We start from the raw sequence: 17,896 nt of genomic DNA, 5'->3' as shown, positions 1-17,896 counted from the left end.
TGGCTCCGGAGTCGGTGTTCGGCTGCACGAGCCGGGTTCGCGCTGCGCGATTGTGCGGTCCGGACGCCGCCTCTATACGCTTGTCATACCCGTCGCCCGCCTCACCAGGAGATCCCATCAGCACTTTCGCCGACCAGACTTTCACGGCGCCGGCGCAGATCCGGAACTTCTGCATCATCGCGCACATCGACCACGGCAAGTCCACGCTCGCTGACCGGATGCTGGGCATCACCGGCGTCGTCGCCGATCGCGACATGCGCGCGCAATACCTCGACCGGATGGACATCGAGCGCGAGCGCGGCATCACGATCAAGGCGCAGAATGTGCGTCTGCCGTGGGAGGTCAACGGCGAACAGTTCGTCCTGCACCTGATCGACACCCCTGGCCACGTCGATTTCACCTACGAGGTGTCGCGCGCGCTGGAGGCCTGCGAGGGCGCGATCCTGCTGGTCGACGCGGCCCAGGGCATCGAGGCGCAGACGCTGGCCAACCTGTACCTGGCACTGGATCGCGACCTGACGGTCATCCCGGTGCTCAACAAGATCGATCTGCCCGCCGCCGATCCGGAGCGCTATGCCGGTGAACTGGCCCACATCATCGGCTGCGAGCCGTCCGACGTGCTGCGGGTGTCCGGCAAGACCGGCGAGGGGGTCAGGGAACTGCTCGACGAGGTGGTACGGCTGGTGCCGCCGCCGACCGGCGACCCCGACGCCCCGGCCCGCGCGATGATCTTCGATTCCGTCTACGACATCTACCGGGGCGTCGTCACCTACGTCCGGGTCGTCGACGGCAAGATCACCCCGCGCGAGCGCATCGCGATGATGTCGACCGGCGCGACCCACGAGCTGCTCGAGGTCGGCATCGTCTCACCTGAGCCGAAAGCCTCGGCCGGCCTGGGGGTGGGAGAGGTCGGCTACCTAATCACCGGCGTCAAGGACGTCCGGCAGTCGAAGGTCGGTGACACCGTGACGACCGCGCGCCACGGCGCCAAGGAGGCACTGACGGGATACCGCGAGCCACGGCCGATGGTCTACTCGGGTCTGTATCCGGTCGACGGGTCGGACTACCCGGTCCTGCGCGAGGCGCTGGACAAACTGCAGCTCAACGACGCGGCGCTGACCTACGAGCCCGAGACGTCGGTGGCGCTGGGCTTCGGCTTCCGGTGCGGCTTCCTCGGCCTGCTGCACATGGAGATCACCCGCGAACGCCTCGAACGCGAGTTCAACCTCGACCTCATCTCCACGGCGCCAAACGTCGTCTACCGCGTGATAACGGAGGGGACGGCGCCCGGTGATCCAGGGATCGTCGTCACCAACCCATCGGACTGGCCCGAAGGCAAGGTCCGCACCGTCTACGAGCCGGTCGTGAAGACCACCGTCATCGCGCCGAGCGAGTTCATCGGCACGATCATGGAGCTGTGCCAGTCCCGGCGCGGTGAGCTCGGTGGCATGGACTACCTGTCGCCGGAACGCGTCGAACTGCGCTACACGATGCCGCTCGGCGAGATCATTTTCGACTTCTTCGACTCGCTGAAGTCCCGCACCCGTGGGTACGCCAGTCTCGACTACGAGGAGGCGGGCGAGCAGGAGGCCGATCTCGTCAAGGTCGACATCCTGCTTCAGGGTGAACCGGTCGACGCGTTCAGCGCGATCGTGCATAAGGACGGGGCGTCGGCCTACGGTAACAAGATGACCAGCAAGCTCAAGGAACTGATTCCACGTCAGCAGTTCGAGGTGCCGGTCCAGGCGGCCGTCGGGTCCAGGATCATCGCCCGTGAGAACATCCGGGCCATCCGCAAGGACGTGCTGTCCAAGTGCTACGGCGGTGACATCACGCGTAAGCGCAAATTGCTCGAGAAGCAGAAGGAAGGCAAGAAGCGGATGAAGACCATCGGCCGCGTCGATGTGCCGCAGGAGGCGTTCGTGGCGGCGCTGTCCACCGACGCCGCCGGGGACAAATCCAAGAAGTAGGCCGAACGGTCGCACCGGCCGCCTTCGCGTGCTAGAGAAAGGCATGCGCGCTTCACGGCTGGCCTCGATCCTGGCCGGCGCGTGTGTGTTCTGCGCCGGGTGCACGACCACACTCGACGGTGTGGCCGTCGACCAAGCGCCGACCGTGGGCCCGCCGCCGGTGCGGGAGCTGGAGGACGTGCTGCCCACCGGCGCCGAACTCTCCGAAGCCCTCGGCATCGCCCCGACCGGGCTGATGGGCCAACTCGTCGAGGGGGGCGCCGACACCCTGCTGCGCGGCGTCGACCGGGCCCAGGCGAGACCGGTGGAATGTGTCAGCACCACCTACCGGCTTCAGCACGCCGTCTACGGCGCCAGTTCGGTGCGGTCGGTCGCCAGCAGATCGTGGGCCGCAGGCAGCGTCGACGGCCCGGCGCTGAGCGGGTTCTTCGGTGTGGTGCAACTCGGCGAGGCCGACGAGGCGGAGAACTTCTTCGCCACCGCGGCGGACTACTGGGCCCAGTGCGACGGCGAGACGGTCGTGCTGCGGAGCGGTGGCACGGGTGCCGGCGCGCGAAGCCGCATCACCGACGTGACGGTCGCCGACCGGGTGGTCTCGGCGGTCGTGGTCCACGAGGCGGCGGGCGGCAGCGGGACACCGATCCAGCGTGCGCTGGGCGTGGCGGGCGACGCGATCGTCGACGTGGAGATCACCGACCTCGCCGGTGCGCGATCCGGCGGAGCGGGCGGTGCGGTCGACGTCGCGCGGATCATGCTGGACAAACTGACCGGCTGATGGCAGACAGCGGAGGGACCGTTGTGCGCCACCAGATGGCCCGCGAACCCGACGAGGGAAACCGACATCGGGTTGAGCAGAGGGCGGTGTCGTTCGCTTAGGCCGTCGGCACCCGACGCGCGCCGCCGACCAACTCACCCCAGGCGGCGTCCGCCTCGGCGTGTTCACCCGTGGGTGATCCACCCGCGAGCGCCACCAATCCTCCGGCGACGCGGCCGATGCCGAGCCCGGTTTCGTTCACCACGGCCACCAGTTCATCGAACGCCTGCCGTTCGGTGCAGCCGCGCAAGCCCACCAGGATGCCGATTGCGATGTCGATGACCCGGCGCGACGTCACGTCCGTGATCCGGTTGTCCATGCTTCCCCCTTACTGACAGCACCATCGTGCTGAGTCGGTGCTGCATCTGGCAAGACGCTGCATCTGGCAAGACATGGATACACGGTGAATCTGACTTTGCGTTGAACGTTCCGCTACGACGGCGCGTTGGCCGGGACGAACACCCCGGAGCTGTCGGCCTCTTCCTCCGCGCGGATCACGTGCACGACGGCGTTGATCAACGCCAGGTGGGTGAACGCCTGCGGGAAGTTGCCCAGGTGGCGACCCGTACCCGGCTCGATCTCCTCGGCGTAGAGGTGCAGCGAACTGGCGAACGACAGCAACCGTTCGCACAGGTGCTTGGCGCGGCTCACCTCGCCGATCTCCACCAGCGCCGAGACCAGCCAGAACGAGCAGATCGTGAACGTGCCCTCTTCGCCGGCCAAGCCGTCGTCGGTCTCCTCGACGCGGTAGCGCAACACCAGCCCTTCCTCGGTGAGTTCGTCGGCGATCGCCAGCACGGTCGCCCGCACGCGGGGGTCGTCGGGCGGCAGAAACCGGACCAGCGGCACCAGCAGCAGGGAGGCGTCCAGTGCGTCGTCGCCGTAGCGCTGGGTGAACACCCCCCTCGAGTCGACGCCGTTGGCCACGACGTCGGCCTTGATCTCGTCGGCGATCTCCCGCCACTGCTGGGCATAGCTCTTTTCGCCCTCCAGTTCGGCCAGTTTCGCGCCGCGGTCGAGGGCCACCCAGCACATCACTTTCGAGCTGGTGAAGTGCTGCGGTTCGCCGCGGACCTCCCAGATGCCGCGGTCGGGTTCCTTCCAGTGCTTGATCGCCTCTTCGACCTGGAGTTTGAGCACCGGCCACAGCGCCTCGGGAATCTGCTCGCGCGATTTGGTGTGCAGATACACCGAATCGAGCATGGTGCCCCAGATGTCGTGCTGCCTCTGGTCGAAGGCACCGTTGCCGATCCGTACCGGCCGGGCACCGTCGTACCCCGACAGGTGGTGCAGCTCCTCCTCGACCAAGCTGCGCTCACCGCCGACGCCGTACATCACCTGCAGGGGGTGGCGCTCACCGTTATCCGCGCCGGACACGTCGGCGATGAACGCGAAGAAGTCGTCGGCCTCGCGGTCCAGGCCCAGGGTGTACAGACCCCACAGCGCGAACGTCGAATCCCGCACCCACGCGTACCGGTAGTCCCAATTGCGTTCGCCCCGAGGCGCTTCCGGCAACGACGTGGTGCTGGCCGCGAGCAGCGCACCGGTCGGCGAGTACGTCAGACCCTTGAGGGTGAGCGCACTGCGCTGAAGGTACGCCCGCCACGGGTGGTCGGGAAAATCCCCCACGTTGATCCACTGCCGCCACGCCTCGCTGGTCTGCCACATCTTGTCGGTAGCCCCTTCATAGTTCTGCGGCGCCGGATGCTTCGACCACGACAGCGCGACGAAGACGTTGTCGCCTTCCTTGAGCCGCGTGCGCGCCCTGGCCTCTCGGCCCTCGAGTCCGATGCGCAGGTTGGTGGTGAGCCGCAGCGTCGGATGAGAATCGGCGTTGCGGTTGGCCCGCGCGATCGCCTCACCGTAGGCCGGACCGGAGTACTCCCAGTCGACGCTCACCCGGTGGTAGTCGAAGGAGGGCTCGCAGTTCATCACCAGCTCCACCGTGCCGCTGACACACCGCACCGTGCGCAGCAGGATGTGCTCGGCATCCCAGTCCATCGGCGTGCGGCGGTGGGTGCGCGACCGCGCCTCGAGGTCGTGCCAGGGACCCATCACCAACGCGTCACGCACGATCAGCCAGCCGGTGTGCGTCTGCCAAGTGGTCTCCAGAATCAGGCTGCCCGGCAGATAGCGCCGCGCCGCGGGCACCGTCACCCCGTACGGGCCCAGCCGGAAGTGTCCAGCACCGCGGTCGAGGATCGCTCCGAACACGCTCGGCGAGTCCGGGCGCGGGACGCACAGCCACTCGACCGAACCCGCCGAAGAAACCAGGCACGTGTTCTCGCAGTCCGACAGGAATCCGTAGTCGGCGATGGGCGGGAATGGGTTGCGCAGACTGCCGGTCGGTGCGTAGGGCACCGGCGCCGTCACCGTCAACGGGGTGTCCGGCAGCATGGCCGGCAGCCCGATCGCCGCGGGATCGTCGGTGGGCTCGGTGTGTTCCAGAACCATGCCCGCCATCATCGACTGCCGACGTGCTGGCGTCTACTCAAACACCCATGTCGCGCGGTTGCTGACCGGTGAGCGAGCCCACGGCCCCGGCCTTCGCGACCCGGGCATCGCATAGTCTGGCCCGATGGACGGATTCCTCAGTTGGTGGGACGGCGTCGAGCTATGGCTGACCGGTCTGGGATTCGTCGCGCAGACGGCGGTCGTGCTGCCGGTGGCGTTGCTGCTGGCCTACGGGCTGGCGGTGATCCTCGACGGTGCACTGGCAGCGGGCGTCCGGGTACTGCGGCGCGCACGCCACGACGGGGGACCGTCATGACCGGGATGCCCCGCTCGCGGGTGACCCTGGTGCTGGTCGTCCTCATCCTGCTCGTCATCGTCGCGTGGCTCATGACTCGCTGACCGCTCGGTGCTGATGACTCGCTGACCGCTCGGTGCTGATGACTCGCTGACCGCTCGGTGCTGATGACTCGCTGACCGCTCGGTGCTGATATCGCCGGAGCTCTGTTATCTTCACACCATGCATCCGGCGTCCGGCAATAGCGAGTGCCACATCGTGGCGCTCATTGCCGTGGGGTCGGGCGCGGTTGCTGACGTTCACTGTTGTTGCTGAGACCCTGTCCGCGGTTGGGTCGGCGACGGCGTCTTCGTGCTGGCTGTTCGTCGCTATCCGTCTCCGCTGTGACGGAGTCCGTCCTGTGATCCACGCAAAACGCACCGAAAGGCCGTCGATGCTCAGGTCAGCCAGGTCCCTCGAATGCTGGCGGGCCGCCGCAGTGCTAGCAATCTCGGTGTCACTGTTGGCCGCCTGTGGCGCCAGCGACGTCGCGGGTGAGCACGGTGGGTCGAAGGCGGAGACGACACTGACGCTGATCGCCTACGCCGTGCCGGAGCCCGGCTGGGCGAAGGTGATCCCGGCGTTCGCGGCCACCGAGGAGGGTAAGGGCGTGGGCGTGACCGTTTCCTACGGCGCCTCCGGCGAGCAGTCCCGCGGCGTCGACTCGGGCAAGCCGGCGGACGTGGTGAACTTCTCGGTCGAGCCCGACATCACCCGTCTGGTGACGTCGGGGAAAGTCAGCGAGGACTGGGAGAGCAACGCCACCCAGGGGGTCCCCTTCGGGTCGGTGGTGACCTTCATGGTCCGCGAGGGCAACCCTAAGAACATCCTCGACTGGGACGATCTACTGAAGCCCGGCGTCGAGGTCGTCACCCCCAGCCCGCTGAGTTCGGGTTCGGCGAAGTGGAACCTGCTCGCCCCGTACGCGGTGAACAGTGACGGGGGTAAGAACCCGCAGGCCGGCCTCGACTACGTCAACCAGCTGGTCAGCGAGCACATCAAGCTTCGCCCCGGCTCCGGCCGCGAAGCCACCGACGTCTTCCTGCAGGGCAGCGGCGACGTGCTGCTGGCCTACGAGAACGAGGCGATCAACTCCCGCCGCCTGGGTCACGAGTTCGACTACTTCAACCCCAGGCAGACCTTCAAGATCGAGAACCCGGTCGCGGTCGTCACCTCCAGTCGGCACCTCGAGCAGGCGACGGCGTTCGTGAACTTCCAATACACCCCTGAGGCGCAGAAGCTCTGGGCCGAAGCCGGATTCCGTCCGGTCGACCCCGCGGTGGCCGAGGAGTTCGCCGACGAGTACCCGGCGCCGCAGAAGCTGTGGACCATCGACGATCTGGGCGGCTGGCAGCAGGTGGACAGCGAGCTGTTCGACAAGGACACCGGCTCGATCACCAAGATGTACACGCAGGCGACTGGATGATCACTGCCGTCAACTGGCGACTCCGCCGGGGGTCGACAGCTGGACAGTTCGTGCGGGCGACCGGGATGCACAAGGCCGTCATCGACCGCGTCGCAGTGCTGGGTTTCGAGGTACGGCTGGCGCTCACCACGCCGTGGCCCACGCGCTGTTCAGCCGCGTTGACGCCGAAACGGTCGGCCGCGTGAGGGCGAGACGAGACGGTCTAACGTACGGGGCACCTGGGTGCCGGAGATCCCGGCGGCCCTCACCACAGGCGTCGACGGATACCCCAGGCGCCGGCCGGCAGTGTGCCGTCGCGGTGCCGACGCCGGACACCGACGCGAGCAGGTCGTGCAGATGGATGACGCCGACGATCTCGTCGTGGTCGGAGCTGGTCACCGGGTAGCGGGCGTGGCCACCGGCCATTCGCGCGAGGACCTCGGACACCGTGTCGCTGTCGGAGACGACGTCGACGCGTGAGCGCGGGATCATCGCATGCTCGGCACTGCTCGTGGGGAAGTCCATGATGCGGTCGAGCAGCGCGGAGAGCTCCCGCGTGATCTCCCCCGCCTCCCGTGACGCGGCGACGATGTGTTGGAGGTCCCGCGGCGTCGCCGAGTGTTCGACGTCGTGCACGGGCTCGATCCGCAGCACCCGCAGCAGCAGGTTCGACGACTGGTCGAACAGCCAGATGAGCGATGGCCCCCGATTCCGACGGCCACCGCCGTGGGGATCCAGGCACCGCCGAGCAGCGTCTCCAGGCCGCGCCCGATCAGGGGTTCGGCGACGTAACCGACCAGCAGGCCGGTGACGGTGATGCCAAGTTGGGCGCCCGACAGCATGAACGACGTGCGGCGGGTGACGCCGAGCGCCCGCGACGCCGCGGTGTCACCGGCTTCGGCGCGCGCTTTGAGTCGCGACCGGTCCACGGCCATGTAGGCGAATTCCTATGCGACGAAGTATCCGGTCAGCGCGGTGATCGCCAGAACGACGAGAAAACCAACGACAATTCCGATCATGGCGGTCAACATGTGACCGCCATGGGTCTATGGGGTGGCATCGAGTCCTTGCTCGGTGAAGGGGTGGCGCTTACGTCGACGTCCAGCGTACCGATGCCATCGCAGTGCCATCGGGGCGTCGAGTGCTCAGGCCGCTGCGCGGGTCGCGGCCACGTCGTCGAAGCGGTCGAGCACCGTGGCCGCCACCAGGTTGTGCGAACCCAGCGGCTCGGCCATCGGGATGTCTTGTCGCGCAGCGAAATCAGCGACACGATCGGTGATACGGCCGTGCGCGAGGAACCACGGCACGATCACCAGCCGACGGGCGCCCGACGCCCGTAGCGCGGCGGCGGTGCCGGCCAGGTCGGCGTGCGGGCCGGTGGCGAAGGCGACCTTGTTGCCCGCCCATCGGGTGCCGTCCGCCAGCGCGGGCCCGACGGTCGACGTCCTGGCGTTGGCCGTCGCGTTCGAGGATCCGACGGCCACCACGATCACGCCGAGGTCGTCGTCGTAGGGGGAGACTCCCGCCTCGGTCAGGCGAAGGTGCGCCACCGACAGCAGCGCGGGGTCCTCACCGAGCACCGGGGCGGTCCGCACCGATGCGCCCACCGCGTCAATCACGGCCGGGATGTCGACCCGGGCGTGGTAGGCGTCGGCGAGCAGGAACGGTACGACGGTGGCGTTGCCCGTCTCCGTGAGCACGTCGTGCAGGCTCGGGGCGCACTTTTCCAGGAACGCCGCGCGGACGTCGAGCCAGGGGCGCAGCCGCCGGATCCGGCCGGCCACCGCGTGGGTGACCGCTGCCGACCGAGGATCGACGCTGCCGTGCGCCGTCAGGACGAGAGTGCTGCTCAAGACTGGTGGAGTCCGCATTCGATCTTGCCGGTGCCCGCCCAGCGTCCACTGCGCGGATCGGCGCCCGCGATCGGCTTGGCCGTGCAGGGGGCGCAGCCGATCGACGGGTAGCCTTCGTCGACGAGCGGATTGACCAGCACGCCGTTGGCGTCGATGTAGGCCTGCATGTCGTCGTCCGACCACGCCGCGATCGGGTTGATCTTCACCGGGCCTTGAGCGAATGCCCGGTACCCGGCGAGTGCCTTGGTCAGCGGCTCGACCTTGCGCAGCCGGCAGCACTCGTTCGGTTCGCGGGCGAACAGGTTCGCACCGAGCAGCGCGTCCTGTTCGGCGACGGTCCGCTCCGGCGCGACGTTGACGACGTTGACGTCGTAGACCGACTCCACGGCGTCGCGGGTGCCGATGGTCTCGGCGAAGTGGTATCCGGTGTCGAGGAAAAGGATGTCGACGCCCGGTCGGATCTTCGCCGCCATGTCGACCAGTACCGCGTCCTGCATGTTGGACGCCACCACGTAGTTCCCGGCGAAGTTCTCGTCGGTCCAGCGCAGCAGATCCCACGCGCTCGCGTCGGGGCCGAGCTCGGCAACTCCGCGTTCGGCCAGCCGCTGCAGGTCGATGTCGGAAAGCAGGTCGGTCATCGTGTAGTCACCTCAAGTCCGCTTCGTCGGCACGCAGGGCCCACGTTGCGAAACGCTCACCGTGCTCGCGTTGTTTCACGAAGTTGCGAACTACCCGCTCGATGTAGTCGCCGAGTTCGGTGGCGAGCACCTTGTGCTGGCGCAGCTTGCGCCCGAAACCGCTGTCCAGACCCAGGCTGCCGCCCAGATGGACCTGGAAACCCTCCTCCGGACCGTTGCCGTCGTCGACCATCTGGCCCTTGAACCCGATGTCGGCGACCTGGATCCGGGCGCACGAGTTCGGGCAGCCGTTGATGTTGATCGTGACCGGGACGTCGAGTTGGGCGTTGATGTCCTCGAGCCGCTTTTCGAGTTCGGGTACCAGCACCTGCGAACGGCTCCGGGTCTCGGCGAAGCTCAGCTTGCAGAACTCGATCCCGGTGCAGGCCATCAGGTTGCGCCGCCAGTGCGACGGTGTCGAGGGTAGGCCCAGTGCGTCCAGCCCGGCCGTGAGCTTGGCCACCTCTTCGTCGGGCACGTCGAGCACGATCAGCTTCTGGTACGGGGTGAACCGGATCCGGTCGGAACCGACGGCCTCGGCGAGGTCGGCCACCTTCTGCAGGATGGTGCCCGAGACGCGGCCGGCGATCGGTGCGACGCCGACGGCGTTGAGGCCGTTCTTGAGCTTCTGCACACCCACGTGGTCGATCGGGCGGGTGACCGGGTCGGGGGCAGGACCGTCTAGTAAGGGACGGTGCAGGTATTCCTGTTCGAGAACTCCCCTGAATTTCTCGACACCCCAGTCCTTGATGAGGAACTTGAGCCGCGCCTTCGACCGCAACCGCCGATAGCCGTAGTCGCGGAACACGCTCACGACGCCCTCCCAGACGTCGGGCACCTCGTCGAGCGGGACCCAGGCCCCGACACGCTGGCCCAGCATCGGGTTGGTGGACAGTCCGCCGCCGACCCACAGGTCGAAGCCGGGGCCGTGCTCGGGGTGTTCGACACCGATGAACGCGACGTCGTTGACTTCGTGCACGACGTCCTGCAGACCGGAAATCGCGGTCTTGAACTTGCGCGGCAGGTTGGAGTATTCCGGCTTGCCGATGTAGCGCCTGACGATCTCCTCGACCGCCGGCGTGCCGTCGATCACCTCGTCGAGGGACTCACCGGCCAGCGGCGAACCCAGCACGACGCGCGGGCAGTCGCCGCACGCCTCGGTCGTCTGCAGCCCGACCTCGTCGAGCCGCCGCCAGATCTCCGGCATGTTCTTGACGTCGATCCAGTGATACTGGACGTTCTGCCGGTCGGAGATGTCGGCGGTGTCCCTGGCGAATTCGGTCGAAATCGTCCCTAATGTGCGCAGCGCCCGCGCCGTCAGCGCGCCACCGTCGCTGCGGACCCGCAGCATGAAGAACTCGTCTTCGAGCATGTCGGTGTTCTCGTCACCGGTCCACGTGCCGTCGAAGCCGGGCTTGCGCTGCGTGTAGAGGCCCCACCAGCGGAAGCGGCCGCGCAGGTCGCCCTTGTCGATGGTGTCGAAGCCGCCGGGGGCGTAGATGTTCTCGATGCGCGCCCGCACATTGAGCGGGTTGTCATCCTTCTTGGACTGCTCGTTGGCGTTGAGCGGCTCGCGGTAGCCGAGCGCCCATTGTCCTTCGCCGCGAGGGCGCTTGGCGGGCTTGGCGGGACGAGGCTTGGCCTGCGCTGAAGTCTGGGTCATGGGGTCTGGCTCCTTCTGGGAGCCGGCGTTGGGACCGCGCTGAATCACCGGTGGGCTGTCCGGCGGCGCAGATCCGGCGGCCAGCTGTACGTGCGGGGTGGGCTGGGGTCCTAGATCAGGCGCGTCAAGGCAGACAACAACAAGTGCAGACGCGCTTGAAGTCCACGTGCCGCCGAACCACCAGCGAGATGCGGGTGTTGAGGGCCGGGGCGGCAGTCACCCGGCCATTGTGCCACGAACTGCCGCACCTGCCCCAACCAAGCCGGCGCCAACCGCGGGATTACGCCAGCTGGCGTCCCGCTGGGACGATGGAGGGGTGAGTCTCCGAACCGCCCCGCAGCGCGCGCCCGACCTGGCCGCGACAACCGGACGCCCGTTCGGCCTCTACATCCACGTGCCATTCTGCGCGACCCGCTGCGGCTACTGCGACTTCAACACCTACACCCCGGCCGAGGCGGGCGGCGCCAACCCCGACGGCTGGCTGGCCGCGATGCGCCAGGAGCTCGCGCTCGCGGCCCGCACGCTGGGAACGCCGCCGCCGGTGCAGACGGTGTTCGTCGGCGGGGGCACACCATCGGTGCTGGGCGGCGCCGGCCTCGGCGCGGTGCTGGCCGCCGTGCGGGAGCATTTCGACCTGGCGCCCGGCGCCGAGGTCACCACCGAGGCCAACCCGGAGTCGTCCGGACCCGAACTGTTCGATGCGCTGCTGGCCGCCGGCTACACCCGGGTGTCGCTCGGTATGCAGTCGACGGCCCGCCACGTGTTGAAGGTGCTCGACCGGCCGCATTCGCCGGGTCGTGCGGTGGCCGCCGCCGGGGAGGCTCGCGCCGCCGGATTCGGTCACGTCAGCCTGGACCTGATCTACGGCACGCCGGGGGAGACGGACGACGATCTGCGCCGATCCGCCGACGCCGCGGTCTCGGCCGGTGTCGACCACGTGTCGGCCTACGCGCTGGTGGTCGAGGACGGGACGGCGCTGGCCCGGCGGGTGCGGCGCGGCGAGGTGGCCGCACCCGACGACGACGTGCTGGCGACCAGGTACGAACTGCTCGACGCGCGGTTGGGTGCGGCCGGGCTCGGTTGGTACGAGGTGTCGAACTGGGCAAGGCCCGGCGGGGAGTGCCGCCACAACCTCGGCTACTGGGTCGGCGGGGAATGGTGGGGTGTCGGGCCGGGTGCGCACGGCTTCCTGGGCCAGACGCGGTGGTGGAACGTCAAACATCCCAACGCGTACGCCGCGGTGCTCGGCGAAGGCGGCCTTCCCGTCGCGGATTTCGAGGTGCTCGACCCGGCGGCACGGCACACCGAGGACGTGATGCTGCGCGTGCGGTTGCGCAGCGGGCTGCCGCTGGACATGCTCACCGCCGGCGAGCGGGACCGCGTCGGCGCCGTCGTTGCCGACGGTCTCGGGGTCCTCGACGGCACCCGACTGATCCTCACCGACCGCGGCCGCCTGCTGGCCGACGGGGTGGTGCGCACGTTGCTCGCCGATTAAATCTGCTGGGAGTACGGCAGATCCATGTCGTACAGCCGGGCATGCAGCACCGTGCGGTTACGCAGCGCCGAGCGCACGGCGCGGTGCAGGCCGTCCTCGAGATAGATCACGCCCTGCCAGCGGACCGCGTGCGGGAACAGGTCGCCGTAGAAGGTCGAATCCTCGGACAGCAGCCGGTCCAGCGCCAGCACGGTCGTGGTCGTGACGATCTCGTCGAGCCGGATCTGCCGGGGCGGGATACGGGACCACTCGCGATAGCTGAGGCCGTGTTCGGGGTAGGGCTTCCCGTCGCGGACACCCTTGAAGATCATCAGCGCGCCTTCGGTTGCTCGGCCCCTTTGACGACGAAGGTTAGCCGACCTCGGCCGCTGGGTATTCAGGTGGACCGCGCGGTGCGTAACACGGCGTTTGTACACCGTAAACTGGACACGGACGGTGCCAAGGAACGAGAGGTGGGTGAACAGAATGGGTAGTGCCGACGACCGTCGCTTCGAGGTGCTGCGCGCCATCGTCGCCGACTTCGTCGCCACCAAGGAGCCGATCGGCTCCAAGACCCTGGTGGACCGACACAACCTCGGAGTGTCCAGCGCGACGGTCCGCAACGACATGGCCGTCCTGGAGGCCGAGGGGTACATCGCCCAGCCGCACACCAGCTCGGGACGAGTGCCCACCGAGAAGGGCTACCGCGAATTCGTCGACCGCCTCGACGACGTCAAACCGTTGTCGTCGGCGGAACGGCGGGCGATCCTCAAGTTCCTCGAGAGCGGCGTCGACCTCGACGACGTGCTGCGCCGGGCGGTGCGTCTGCTGGCGCAGCTGACCCGTCAGGTCGCCATCGTGCAGTATCCGACGCTGTCCACCTCCATGGTCCGCCACCTGGAGGTCGTGGCGCTCACGTCGGCACGCCTGTTGCTGGTCGTCATCACCGACACCGGCCGCGTCGACCAGCGAATCGTCGAACTCGGCGACGCGATCGACGAACACGAACTCGCGACCCTGCGCGATCTGCTGGGTCAGGCGCTGGAGGGTAAGCGGCTCTCGGCCGCGTCGGTGGCCGTCTCGGACCTCGCTTCACACTTGAACGGCAGCCCGGGGTTGTCGCATCGACTGGCCGACGCGGTCGGCCGCTCGGCCACCGTGCTGGTCGAGACGCTGGTCGAGCACACCGAGGAGCGGCTGCTGCTAGGCGGCACGGCGAACCTCACCCGCAACACCGCCGATTTCGGCGGTTCGTTGCGGTCGGTCCTCGAAGCCCTCGAGGAGCAGGTGGTGGTGCTGCGCTTGCTCGCCGCGCAGCAGGAGGCGGGCAAGGTCACCGTCCGGATCGGGCACGAGACCGAGGCCGAACAGATGGCGGGCACGTCGGTGGTGACCACGGCCTACGGCAGTTCGGGCAAGGTCTACGGCGGCATGGGTGTGGTGGGTCCCACTCGGATGGACTATCCGGGAACCATCGCTAATGTCGCTGCGGTTGCTTTGTACATCGGTGAGGTTCTGGGTACGCGATGAGCGCGTCGAAGAGGACATCTCAACAGCCGCTACACCGGCACTGAAAGGTCAAGCGTGGCACGCGATTATTACGGCCTGCTCGGAGTGAGCAAGGGCGCCAGCGATCAGGAGATCAAACGCGCCTATCGCAAGCTTGCCCGCGAGTTGCATCCCGACGTCAACCCCGACGAGGAGGCGCAGGCCCGGTTCAAGGAGATCAGCGCCGCCTACGAGGTGCTGTCCGATCCGGAGAAGCGACGCATCGTCGACCTCGGCGGTGACCCGCTCGAGGGTGCGGGCGCATCGGCGAACGGGTTCGGCGGTGGGTTCGGCGGTCTCGGTGATGTGTTCGAGGCATTCTTCGGCGGTGGCGGCGGCTCACGCGGACCGATCGGGCGTGTCCGGCCCGGCTCGGACTCCCTGCTGCGGATGCGCCTGGACCTGGCTGAATGCGCGACCGGCGTGACGAAACAGGTCACCGTCGACACCGCCGTGCTGTGCGACCTGTGCCACGGCAAGGGCACTCATGGCAACTCCACGCCCGCGACATGTGACACCTGCGGTGGCCGCGGCGAGATCCAGACCGTGCAGCGCTCGCTGCTGGGCCAGGTCATGACGACGCGGGCGTGCCCGGTGTGCGGAGGGGTCGGGGAAGTGATCCCGGACCCGTGCCACCGCTGCGGCGGCGACGGCCGCGTCCGCGCCCGTCGCGAGATCAGCGTCAAGATCCCGCCGGGGGTCGGCGACGGGATGCGGGTGCGTCTGGCCGCGCAAGGTGAGGTGGGGCCCGGCGGTGGCCCGGCGGGGGATCTGTACGTGGAGGTGCACGAGAAGCCGCACGACGTCTTCGTCCGCGACGGTGACGATCTGCACTGCACGGTGTCGGTGCCGATGGTCGACGCCGCGCTTGGCGCCACCGTCAGCTTCGACGACATCCTCGGCGGGCCGCTCGAACTGACCGTCGCCGCCGGTACCCAGCCGGGTGCGGTGACGACGCTGCGTGGTCACGGCATGCCGCACCTGCGGTCCGGTGTCCGCGGTGACCTGCACGCACACATCGACGTGGTGGTGCCGGCCAAGCTGGATCACACCGACATCGAACTGCTGCGTCAGCTCAAGGAGCACCGTAGCGGCGACGTCGCCGAGGTCCGCACCAGCAGCTCACCGGCCGCGTCGAACTCCGGCGGTCTGTTCAGCCGGCTGCGCGAGACGTTCACCGGCCGCTAGGGGGCTCGTCGCGTGCGCGACCTCTTCTACGTCGATGCGCTGCCCGACGCCGGTGACCTGGCCGTGGTGTACGGCGACGCCGGATTCCACGCCACCAATGTGCGGCGCACCCGCATCGGTGAGCATCTCGACCTGGGCGACGGCGCAGGCACCGTGGCGCACTGTGTGGTCGAGGACGTCGGCAAGGGCAGGTTCACCGCCCGCGTGCTCGAACGCCGGGTGGTCGCTCGGCCCACTCCCGCGGTGACCGTCGTGCAGGCGATCCCCAAATCGGACCGCGCCGAGTTGGCGGTGGAGTTGGCCACCGAGGCCGGCGCCGACGCGGTGGTCCCGTGGCAGGCTGCCCGGTGCGTGGCCCGCTGGGAGGAGGGGAAGGTCGACAAGGGGTTGCGCCGCTGGCGTGCGGTGGCCCGCGCCGCGTCGCGGCAATCCCGCCGGGCCCACATCGCGCCGGTCGACGGTGTGGTGTCAACGGCCGAGTTGGTGCACCGAGTGAGCGCCGAGGTTGCCGACGGCGCGACGGTGCTGGTCCTGCACGAATCCGCCACGGGCCCGCTCAGCGGGGTGGACCTGACTCAGGCCCCGGCGCTGACCCTGGTCGTCGGGCCGGAGGGCGGTATCGGCGACGAGGAGCTCGAGGCCCTCACGGCGGCGGGGGCGGTGGCGGTCCGGCTCGGCCCGACGGTGTTGCGTACCTCGACCGCGGCGGCCGTCGGGTTGGGTGCCCTAGGGGTGTTGACGCCGCGCTGGCAGTAGCGCCACCAGCATCGCGACGGCCGCGAACACCTGCCACATCAGGATCGGGTAGACGCTCGCACGTTCCCACACCGGCGCGGGCAGTACCTCGACACCGGACCACGCCTGCCCTCCCAGCACGGTGAGGCTGAGCAATCCGATTGCGCCGAGCAACCGGGACGTCAGCCGGAACCGGAAACCGGGCAGCAGTGCCGCGCCGGCGATGGCCGCGGCGTTGCCGCCGACGATCGCGAGCGCCGCGCCGACCAGATGGAACGCGCCGTCGCCCGCGTGCACAGTCCCGACCAGGATGTTGCCGATCGCGTTGGCCGCCGCGAGCGCCGTCAATGTCCGATGACGGCAGCCGCTCGCCAGCACCGCACCCAGCAGAAAGAGGACGCCCTGCACGGCGAACGCGCTGTTCATCAGCGCGGCGAGAGGCTGACCGGGCACGCCGAGGTCGCTGATGAAATCGTGGGCGTAGCTGTAGGACGGCCGGTACGCCGAGGCGCTGGCCGCCTCGGCGGCCAGATACGCCGCAGCACCGAGAATCCAGGAGCTTGCGGCGGCGCGGGGTCGAGGGGTCATCGGCGTTCCCAGGTTAACCATTGGGGTGGTCTCGCACCCGGCGGTAGAGTGGGACCAGCGACGATACGGCCGGCCCGCCCGGACAAGACAGAAAGCAGGCAGAAAGCAGCACGTGACGCCCCGTGAAACGAACGCTGACTCGTCCGGGTCTTCTTCGGCCCCCATGACGGGCTCATCAACCACTGGCGCCCCGGTACGCAGCAGCAGAATCGACGTGCCGCCCGCTTCTGTCATGGGCCTGCTCGGCTCTGCCGACGAGAATTTGCGCGCGCTCGAAGGGTTGCTGGCAGCAGATCTCCACGTGCGCGGCAACGCGGTCACCCTCATCGGTGAACCAGCCGACGTCGCGCTCGCCGAGCGGGTGGTCTCCGAACTGGTCGCCATCGTCTCGAGTGGCCAGCAGTTGACGCCGGACGCGGTTCGGCGCAGCGTCGCGATGCTCACCGGCGCCGGAGACGCGTCGCCCGCCGAGGTGCTGACGCTGGACATCCTCTCGCGCCGCGGTAAGACCATCCGGCCGAAGACGCTGAACCAGAAGCACTACGTCGACGCGATCGACAAGCACACCATCGTGTTCGGCATCGGGCCGGCCGGCACCGGCAAGACCTACCTGGCGATGGCCAAGGCGGTCAGCGCATTGCAGACCAAGCAGGTCAGCCGCATCATCCTGACCCGTCCCGCGGTCGAAGCCGGTGAACGCCTCGGCTTCCTGCCCGGCACGCTGAGCGAGAAGATCGACCCGTACCTGCGGCCGCTGTACGACGCGTTGCATGACATGATGGATCCCGAACTGATCCCGAAGCTGATGAGCGCGGGGGTCATCGAGGTGGCGCCGCTCGCGTACATGCGGGGTCGGACGATCTCGGACGCGTTCATTATTCTCGACGAGGCCCAGAACACCACCGCCGAGCAGATGAAGATGTTCCTCACCCGCCTCGGCTTCAACTCCAAGATCGTCGTCACCGGCGACATCACCCAGATGGACCTGCCCGGCGGTGCCGAGTCGGGGCTGCGCGCGGCGATGCGCATCTTGGACAACATCGACGACATCCACTTCGCCGAACTCACCAGCGCTGACGTGGTCCGCCACCGGTTGGTCGGTGAAATCGTCGACGCATACGCCAGATTCGAGGAGCCCGCACAGCTGAACCGGGCTCAGCGGCGGGCGTCCATCGGCCGGCCACGGCGGTAGC

At 68.4% G+C, this 17,896-nt stretch carries 18 protein-coding genes and 1 pseudogene; 10 read left to right on the top strand and 9 right to left on the bottom strand.

Annotation, left to right across the window (positions count from 1 at the left end):
- Window positions 1–116: 116 nt before the first annotated feature.
- Window positions 117–1,970, top strand: a complete 1,854-nt coding sequence (gene lepA, locus G6N07_RS12700; protein ID WP_099050193.1) for a translation elongation factor 4 — start codon at window positions 117–119, stop codon at window positions 1,968–1,970.
- A 43-nt stretch (window positions 1,971–2,013) separates the two neighbouring features.
- On the top strand, window positions 2,014–2,745 hold the full coding sequence (locus tag G6N07_RS12695; protein ID WP_085189866.1) for a sensor domain-containing protein: 732 nt from the start codon (window positions 2,014–2,016) through the stop codon (window positions 2,743–2,745).
- A gap of 97 nt (window positions 2,746–2,842) precedes the next feature.
- Here the strand turns inward: G6N07_RS12695 and G6N07_RS12690 are convergent, their stop codons facing one another.
- Together G6N07_RS12690 and G6N07_RS12685 are read right to left on the bottom strand one after the other, a co-directional pair.
- Window positions 2,843–3,103, bottom strand: a complete 261-nt coding sequence (locus G6N07_RS12690) for an ANTAR domain-containing protein (RefSeq protein ID WP_085189868.1) — start codon at window positions 3,101–3,103, stop codon at window positions 2,843–2,845.
- A 113-nt stretch (window positions 3,104–3,216) separates the two neighbouring features.
- Window positions 3,217–5,238 (bottom strand): glycoside hydrolase family 15 protein, encoded by a 2,022-nt coding sequence (locus G6N07_RS12685; protein ID WP_099050194.1) that lies wholly within the window; start codon window positions 5,236–5,238, stop codon window positions 3,217–3,219.
- 124 nt (window positions 5,239–5,362) lie between these two features.
- On the opposite strand from G6N07_RS12685, the gene G6N07_RS12680 reads away from it, so the two are divergent.
- The 3 genes from G6N07_RS12680 to G6N07_RS12675 all read left to right on the top strand — a co-directional run bounded on the left by G6N07_RS12680 (window position 5,363) and on the right by G6N07_RS12675 (window position 6,998).
- On the top strand, window positions 5,363–5,554 hold the full coding sequence (locus G6N07_RS12680) for a hypothetical protein (RefSeq protein WP_085189872.1): 192 nt from the start codon (window positions 5,363–5,365) through the stop codon (window positions 5,552–5,554).
- Window positions 5,555–5,755: 201 nt separating this feature from the next.
- Window positions 5,756–5,848, top strand: coding sequence for an Ms4533A family Cys-rich leader peptide (locus G6N07_RS21025; protein WP_372507519.1), 93 nt, complete (start codon window positions 5,756–5,758; stop codon window positions 5,846–5,848).
- A 118-nt stretch (window positions 5,849–5,966) separates the two neighbouring features.
- Window positions 5,967–6,998 carry a sulfate ABC transporter substrate-binding protein gene (locus G6N07_RS12675; protein WP_085189972.1) on the top strand — a complete coding sequence of 344 codons (1,032 nt, stop codon included), beginning with the start codon at window positions 5,967–5,969 and terminating at the stop codon, window positions 6,996–6,998.
- 273 nt (window positions 6,999–7,271) lie between these two features.
- On the opposite strand, the pseudogene G6N07_RS12670 reads toward G6N07_RS12675, so the two are convergent.
- The 5 genes and pseudogenes from G6N07_RS12670 to G6N07_RS21020 form a co-directional block, all read right to left on the bottom strand.
- Window positions 7,272–8,008, bottom strand: a pseudogene (locus G6N07_RS12670) (CNNM domain-containing protein); the annotation flags it as partial.
- A 114-nt stretch (window positions 8,009–8,122) separates the two neighbouring features.
- Window positions 8,123–8,830, bottom strand: coding sequence for a sirohydrochlorin chelatase (locus G6N07_RS12665; protein WP_372507518.1), 708 nt, complete (start codon window positions 8,828–8,830; stop codon window positions 8,123–8,125).
- On the bottom strand, window positions 8,827–9,468 hold the full coding sequence (locus tag G6N07_RS12660) for an adenylyl/phosphoadenylyl-sulfate reductase (protein WP_163784191.1): 642 nt from the start codon (window positions 9,466–9,468) through the stop codon (window positions 8,827–8,829). Before G6N07_RS12660 ends, G6N07_RS12665 begins: the two co-directional genes overlap by 4 nt.
- Window positions 9,469–9,475: 7 nt before the next feature.
- Window positions 9,476–11,170 carry a nitrite/sulfite reductase gene (locus tag G6N07_RS12655; RefSeq protein ID WP_085189878.1) on the bottom strand — a complete coding sequence of 565 codons (1,695 nt, stop codon included), beginning with the start codon at window positions 11,168–11,170 and terminating at the stop codon, window positions 9,476–9,478.
- Between the two features lie 124 nt (window positions 11,171–11,294).
- A complete protein-coding gene (locus tag G6N07_RS21020; RefSeq protein ID WP_353612147.1) occupies window positions 11,295–11,390 on the bottom strand; it encodes an Ms4527A family Cys-rich leader peptide in 96 nt (31 codons plus the stop codon).
- A 96-nt stretch (window positions 11,391–11,486) separates the two neighbouring features.
- Between G6N07_RS21020 and hemW the strand changes: the two genes are divergently transcribed.
- Window positions 11,487–12,665: a radical SAM family heme chaperone HemW gene (gene hemW / locus G6N07_RS12650; protein ID WP_085189880.1), complete on the top strand. Its 1,179-nt coding sequence runs from the start codon at window positions 11,487–11,489 to the stop codon at window positions 12,663–12,665.
- On the opposite strand, the gene G6N07_RS12645 is transcribed toward hemW, so the two are convergent.
- Entirely contained in the window at window positions 12,662–12,976 is a 315-nt protein-coding gene (locus G6N07_RS12645; RefSeq protein ID WP_085189882.1) for a type II toxin-antitoxin system VapB family antitoxin, read from the bottom strand. The genes hemW and G6N07_RS12645 overlap by 4 nt on opposite strands.
- A gap of 154 nt (window positions 12,977–13,130) precedes the next feature.
- On the opposite strand from G6N07_RS12645, the gene hrcA reads away from it, so the two are divergent.
- Genes hrcA through G6N07_RS12630 form a run of 3 tightly spaced genes read left to right on the top strand, consistent with a single transcriptional unit; the run spans window position 13,131 to window position 16,136 of the window.
- On the top strand, window positions 13,131–14,174 hold the full coding sequence (gene hrcA, locus G6N07_RS12640; protein ID WP_085189884.1) for a heat-inducible transcriptional repressor HrcA: 1,044 nt from the start codon (window positions 13,131–13,133) through the stop codon (window positions 14,172–14,174).
- A gap of 54 nt (window positions 14,175–14,228) precedes the next feature.
- Complete coding sequence (gene dnaJ, locus G6N07_RS12635; protein WP_085189886.1) at window positions 14,229–15,380, top strand: molecular chaperone DnaJ; 1,152 nt, start codon at window positions 14,229–14,231, stop codon at window positions 15,378–15,380.
- A gap of 12 nt (window positions 15,381–15,392) precedes the next feature.
- A complete protein-coding gene (locus G6N07_RS12630; protein ID WP_085189888.1) occupies window positions 15,393–16,136 on the top strand; it encodes a 16S rRNA (uracil(1498)-N(3))-methyltransferase in 744 nt (247 codons plus the stop codon).
- On the opposite strand, the gene G6N07_RS12625 is transcribed toward G6N07_RS12630, so the two are convergent.
- Complete coding sequence (locus G6N07_RS12625; RefSeq protein WP_235849673.1) at window positions 16,107–16,703, bottom strand: DUF998 domain-containing protein; 597 nt, start codon at window positions 16,701–16,703, stop codon at window positions 16,107–16,109. The genes G6N07_RS12630 and G6N07_RS12625 overlap by 30 nt on opposite strands.
- A 112-nt stretch (window positions 16,704–16,815) precedes the next feature.
- On the opposite strand from G6N07_RS12625, the gene G6N07_RS12620 reads away from it, so the two are divergent.
- Window positions 16,816–17,895 carry a PhoH family protein gene (locus G6N07_RS12620; RefSeq protein WP_085189892.1) on the top strand — a complete coding sequence of 360 codons (1,080 nt, stop codon included), beginning with the start codon at window positions 16,816–16,818 and terminating at the stop codon, window positions 17,893–17,895.
- Window position 17,896: the final 1 nt, after the last annotated feature.

Source organism: Mycolicibacterium doricum (genome assembly GCF_010728155.1).
Taxonomy (GTDB): Bacteria; Actinomycetota; Actinomycetes; order Mycobacteriales; family Mycobacteriaceae; genus Mycobacterium; species Mycobacterium doricum.
This window is presented reverse-complemented; position numbering and strand designations above follow the sequence as displayed.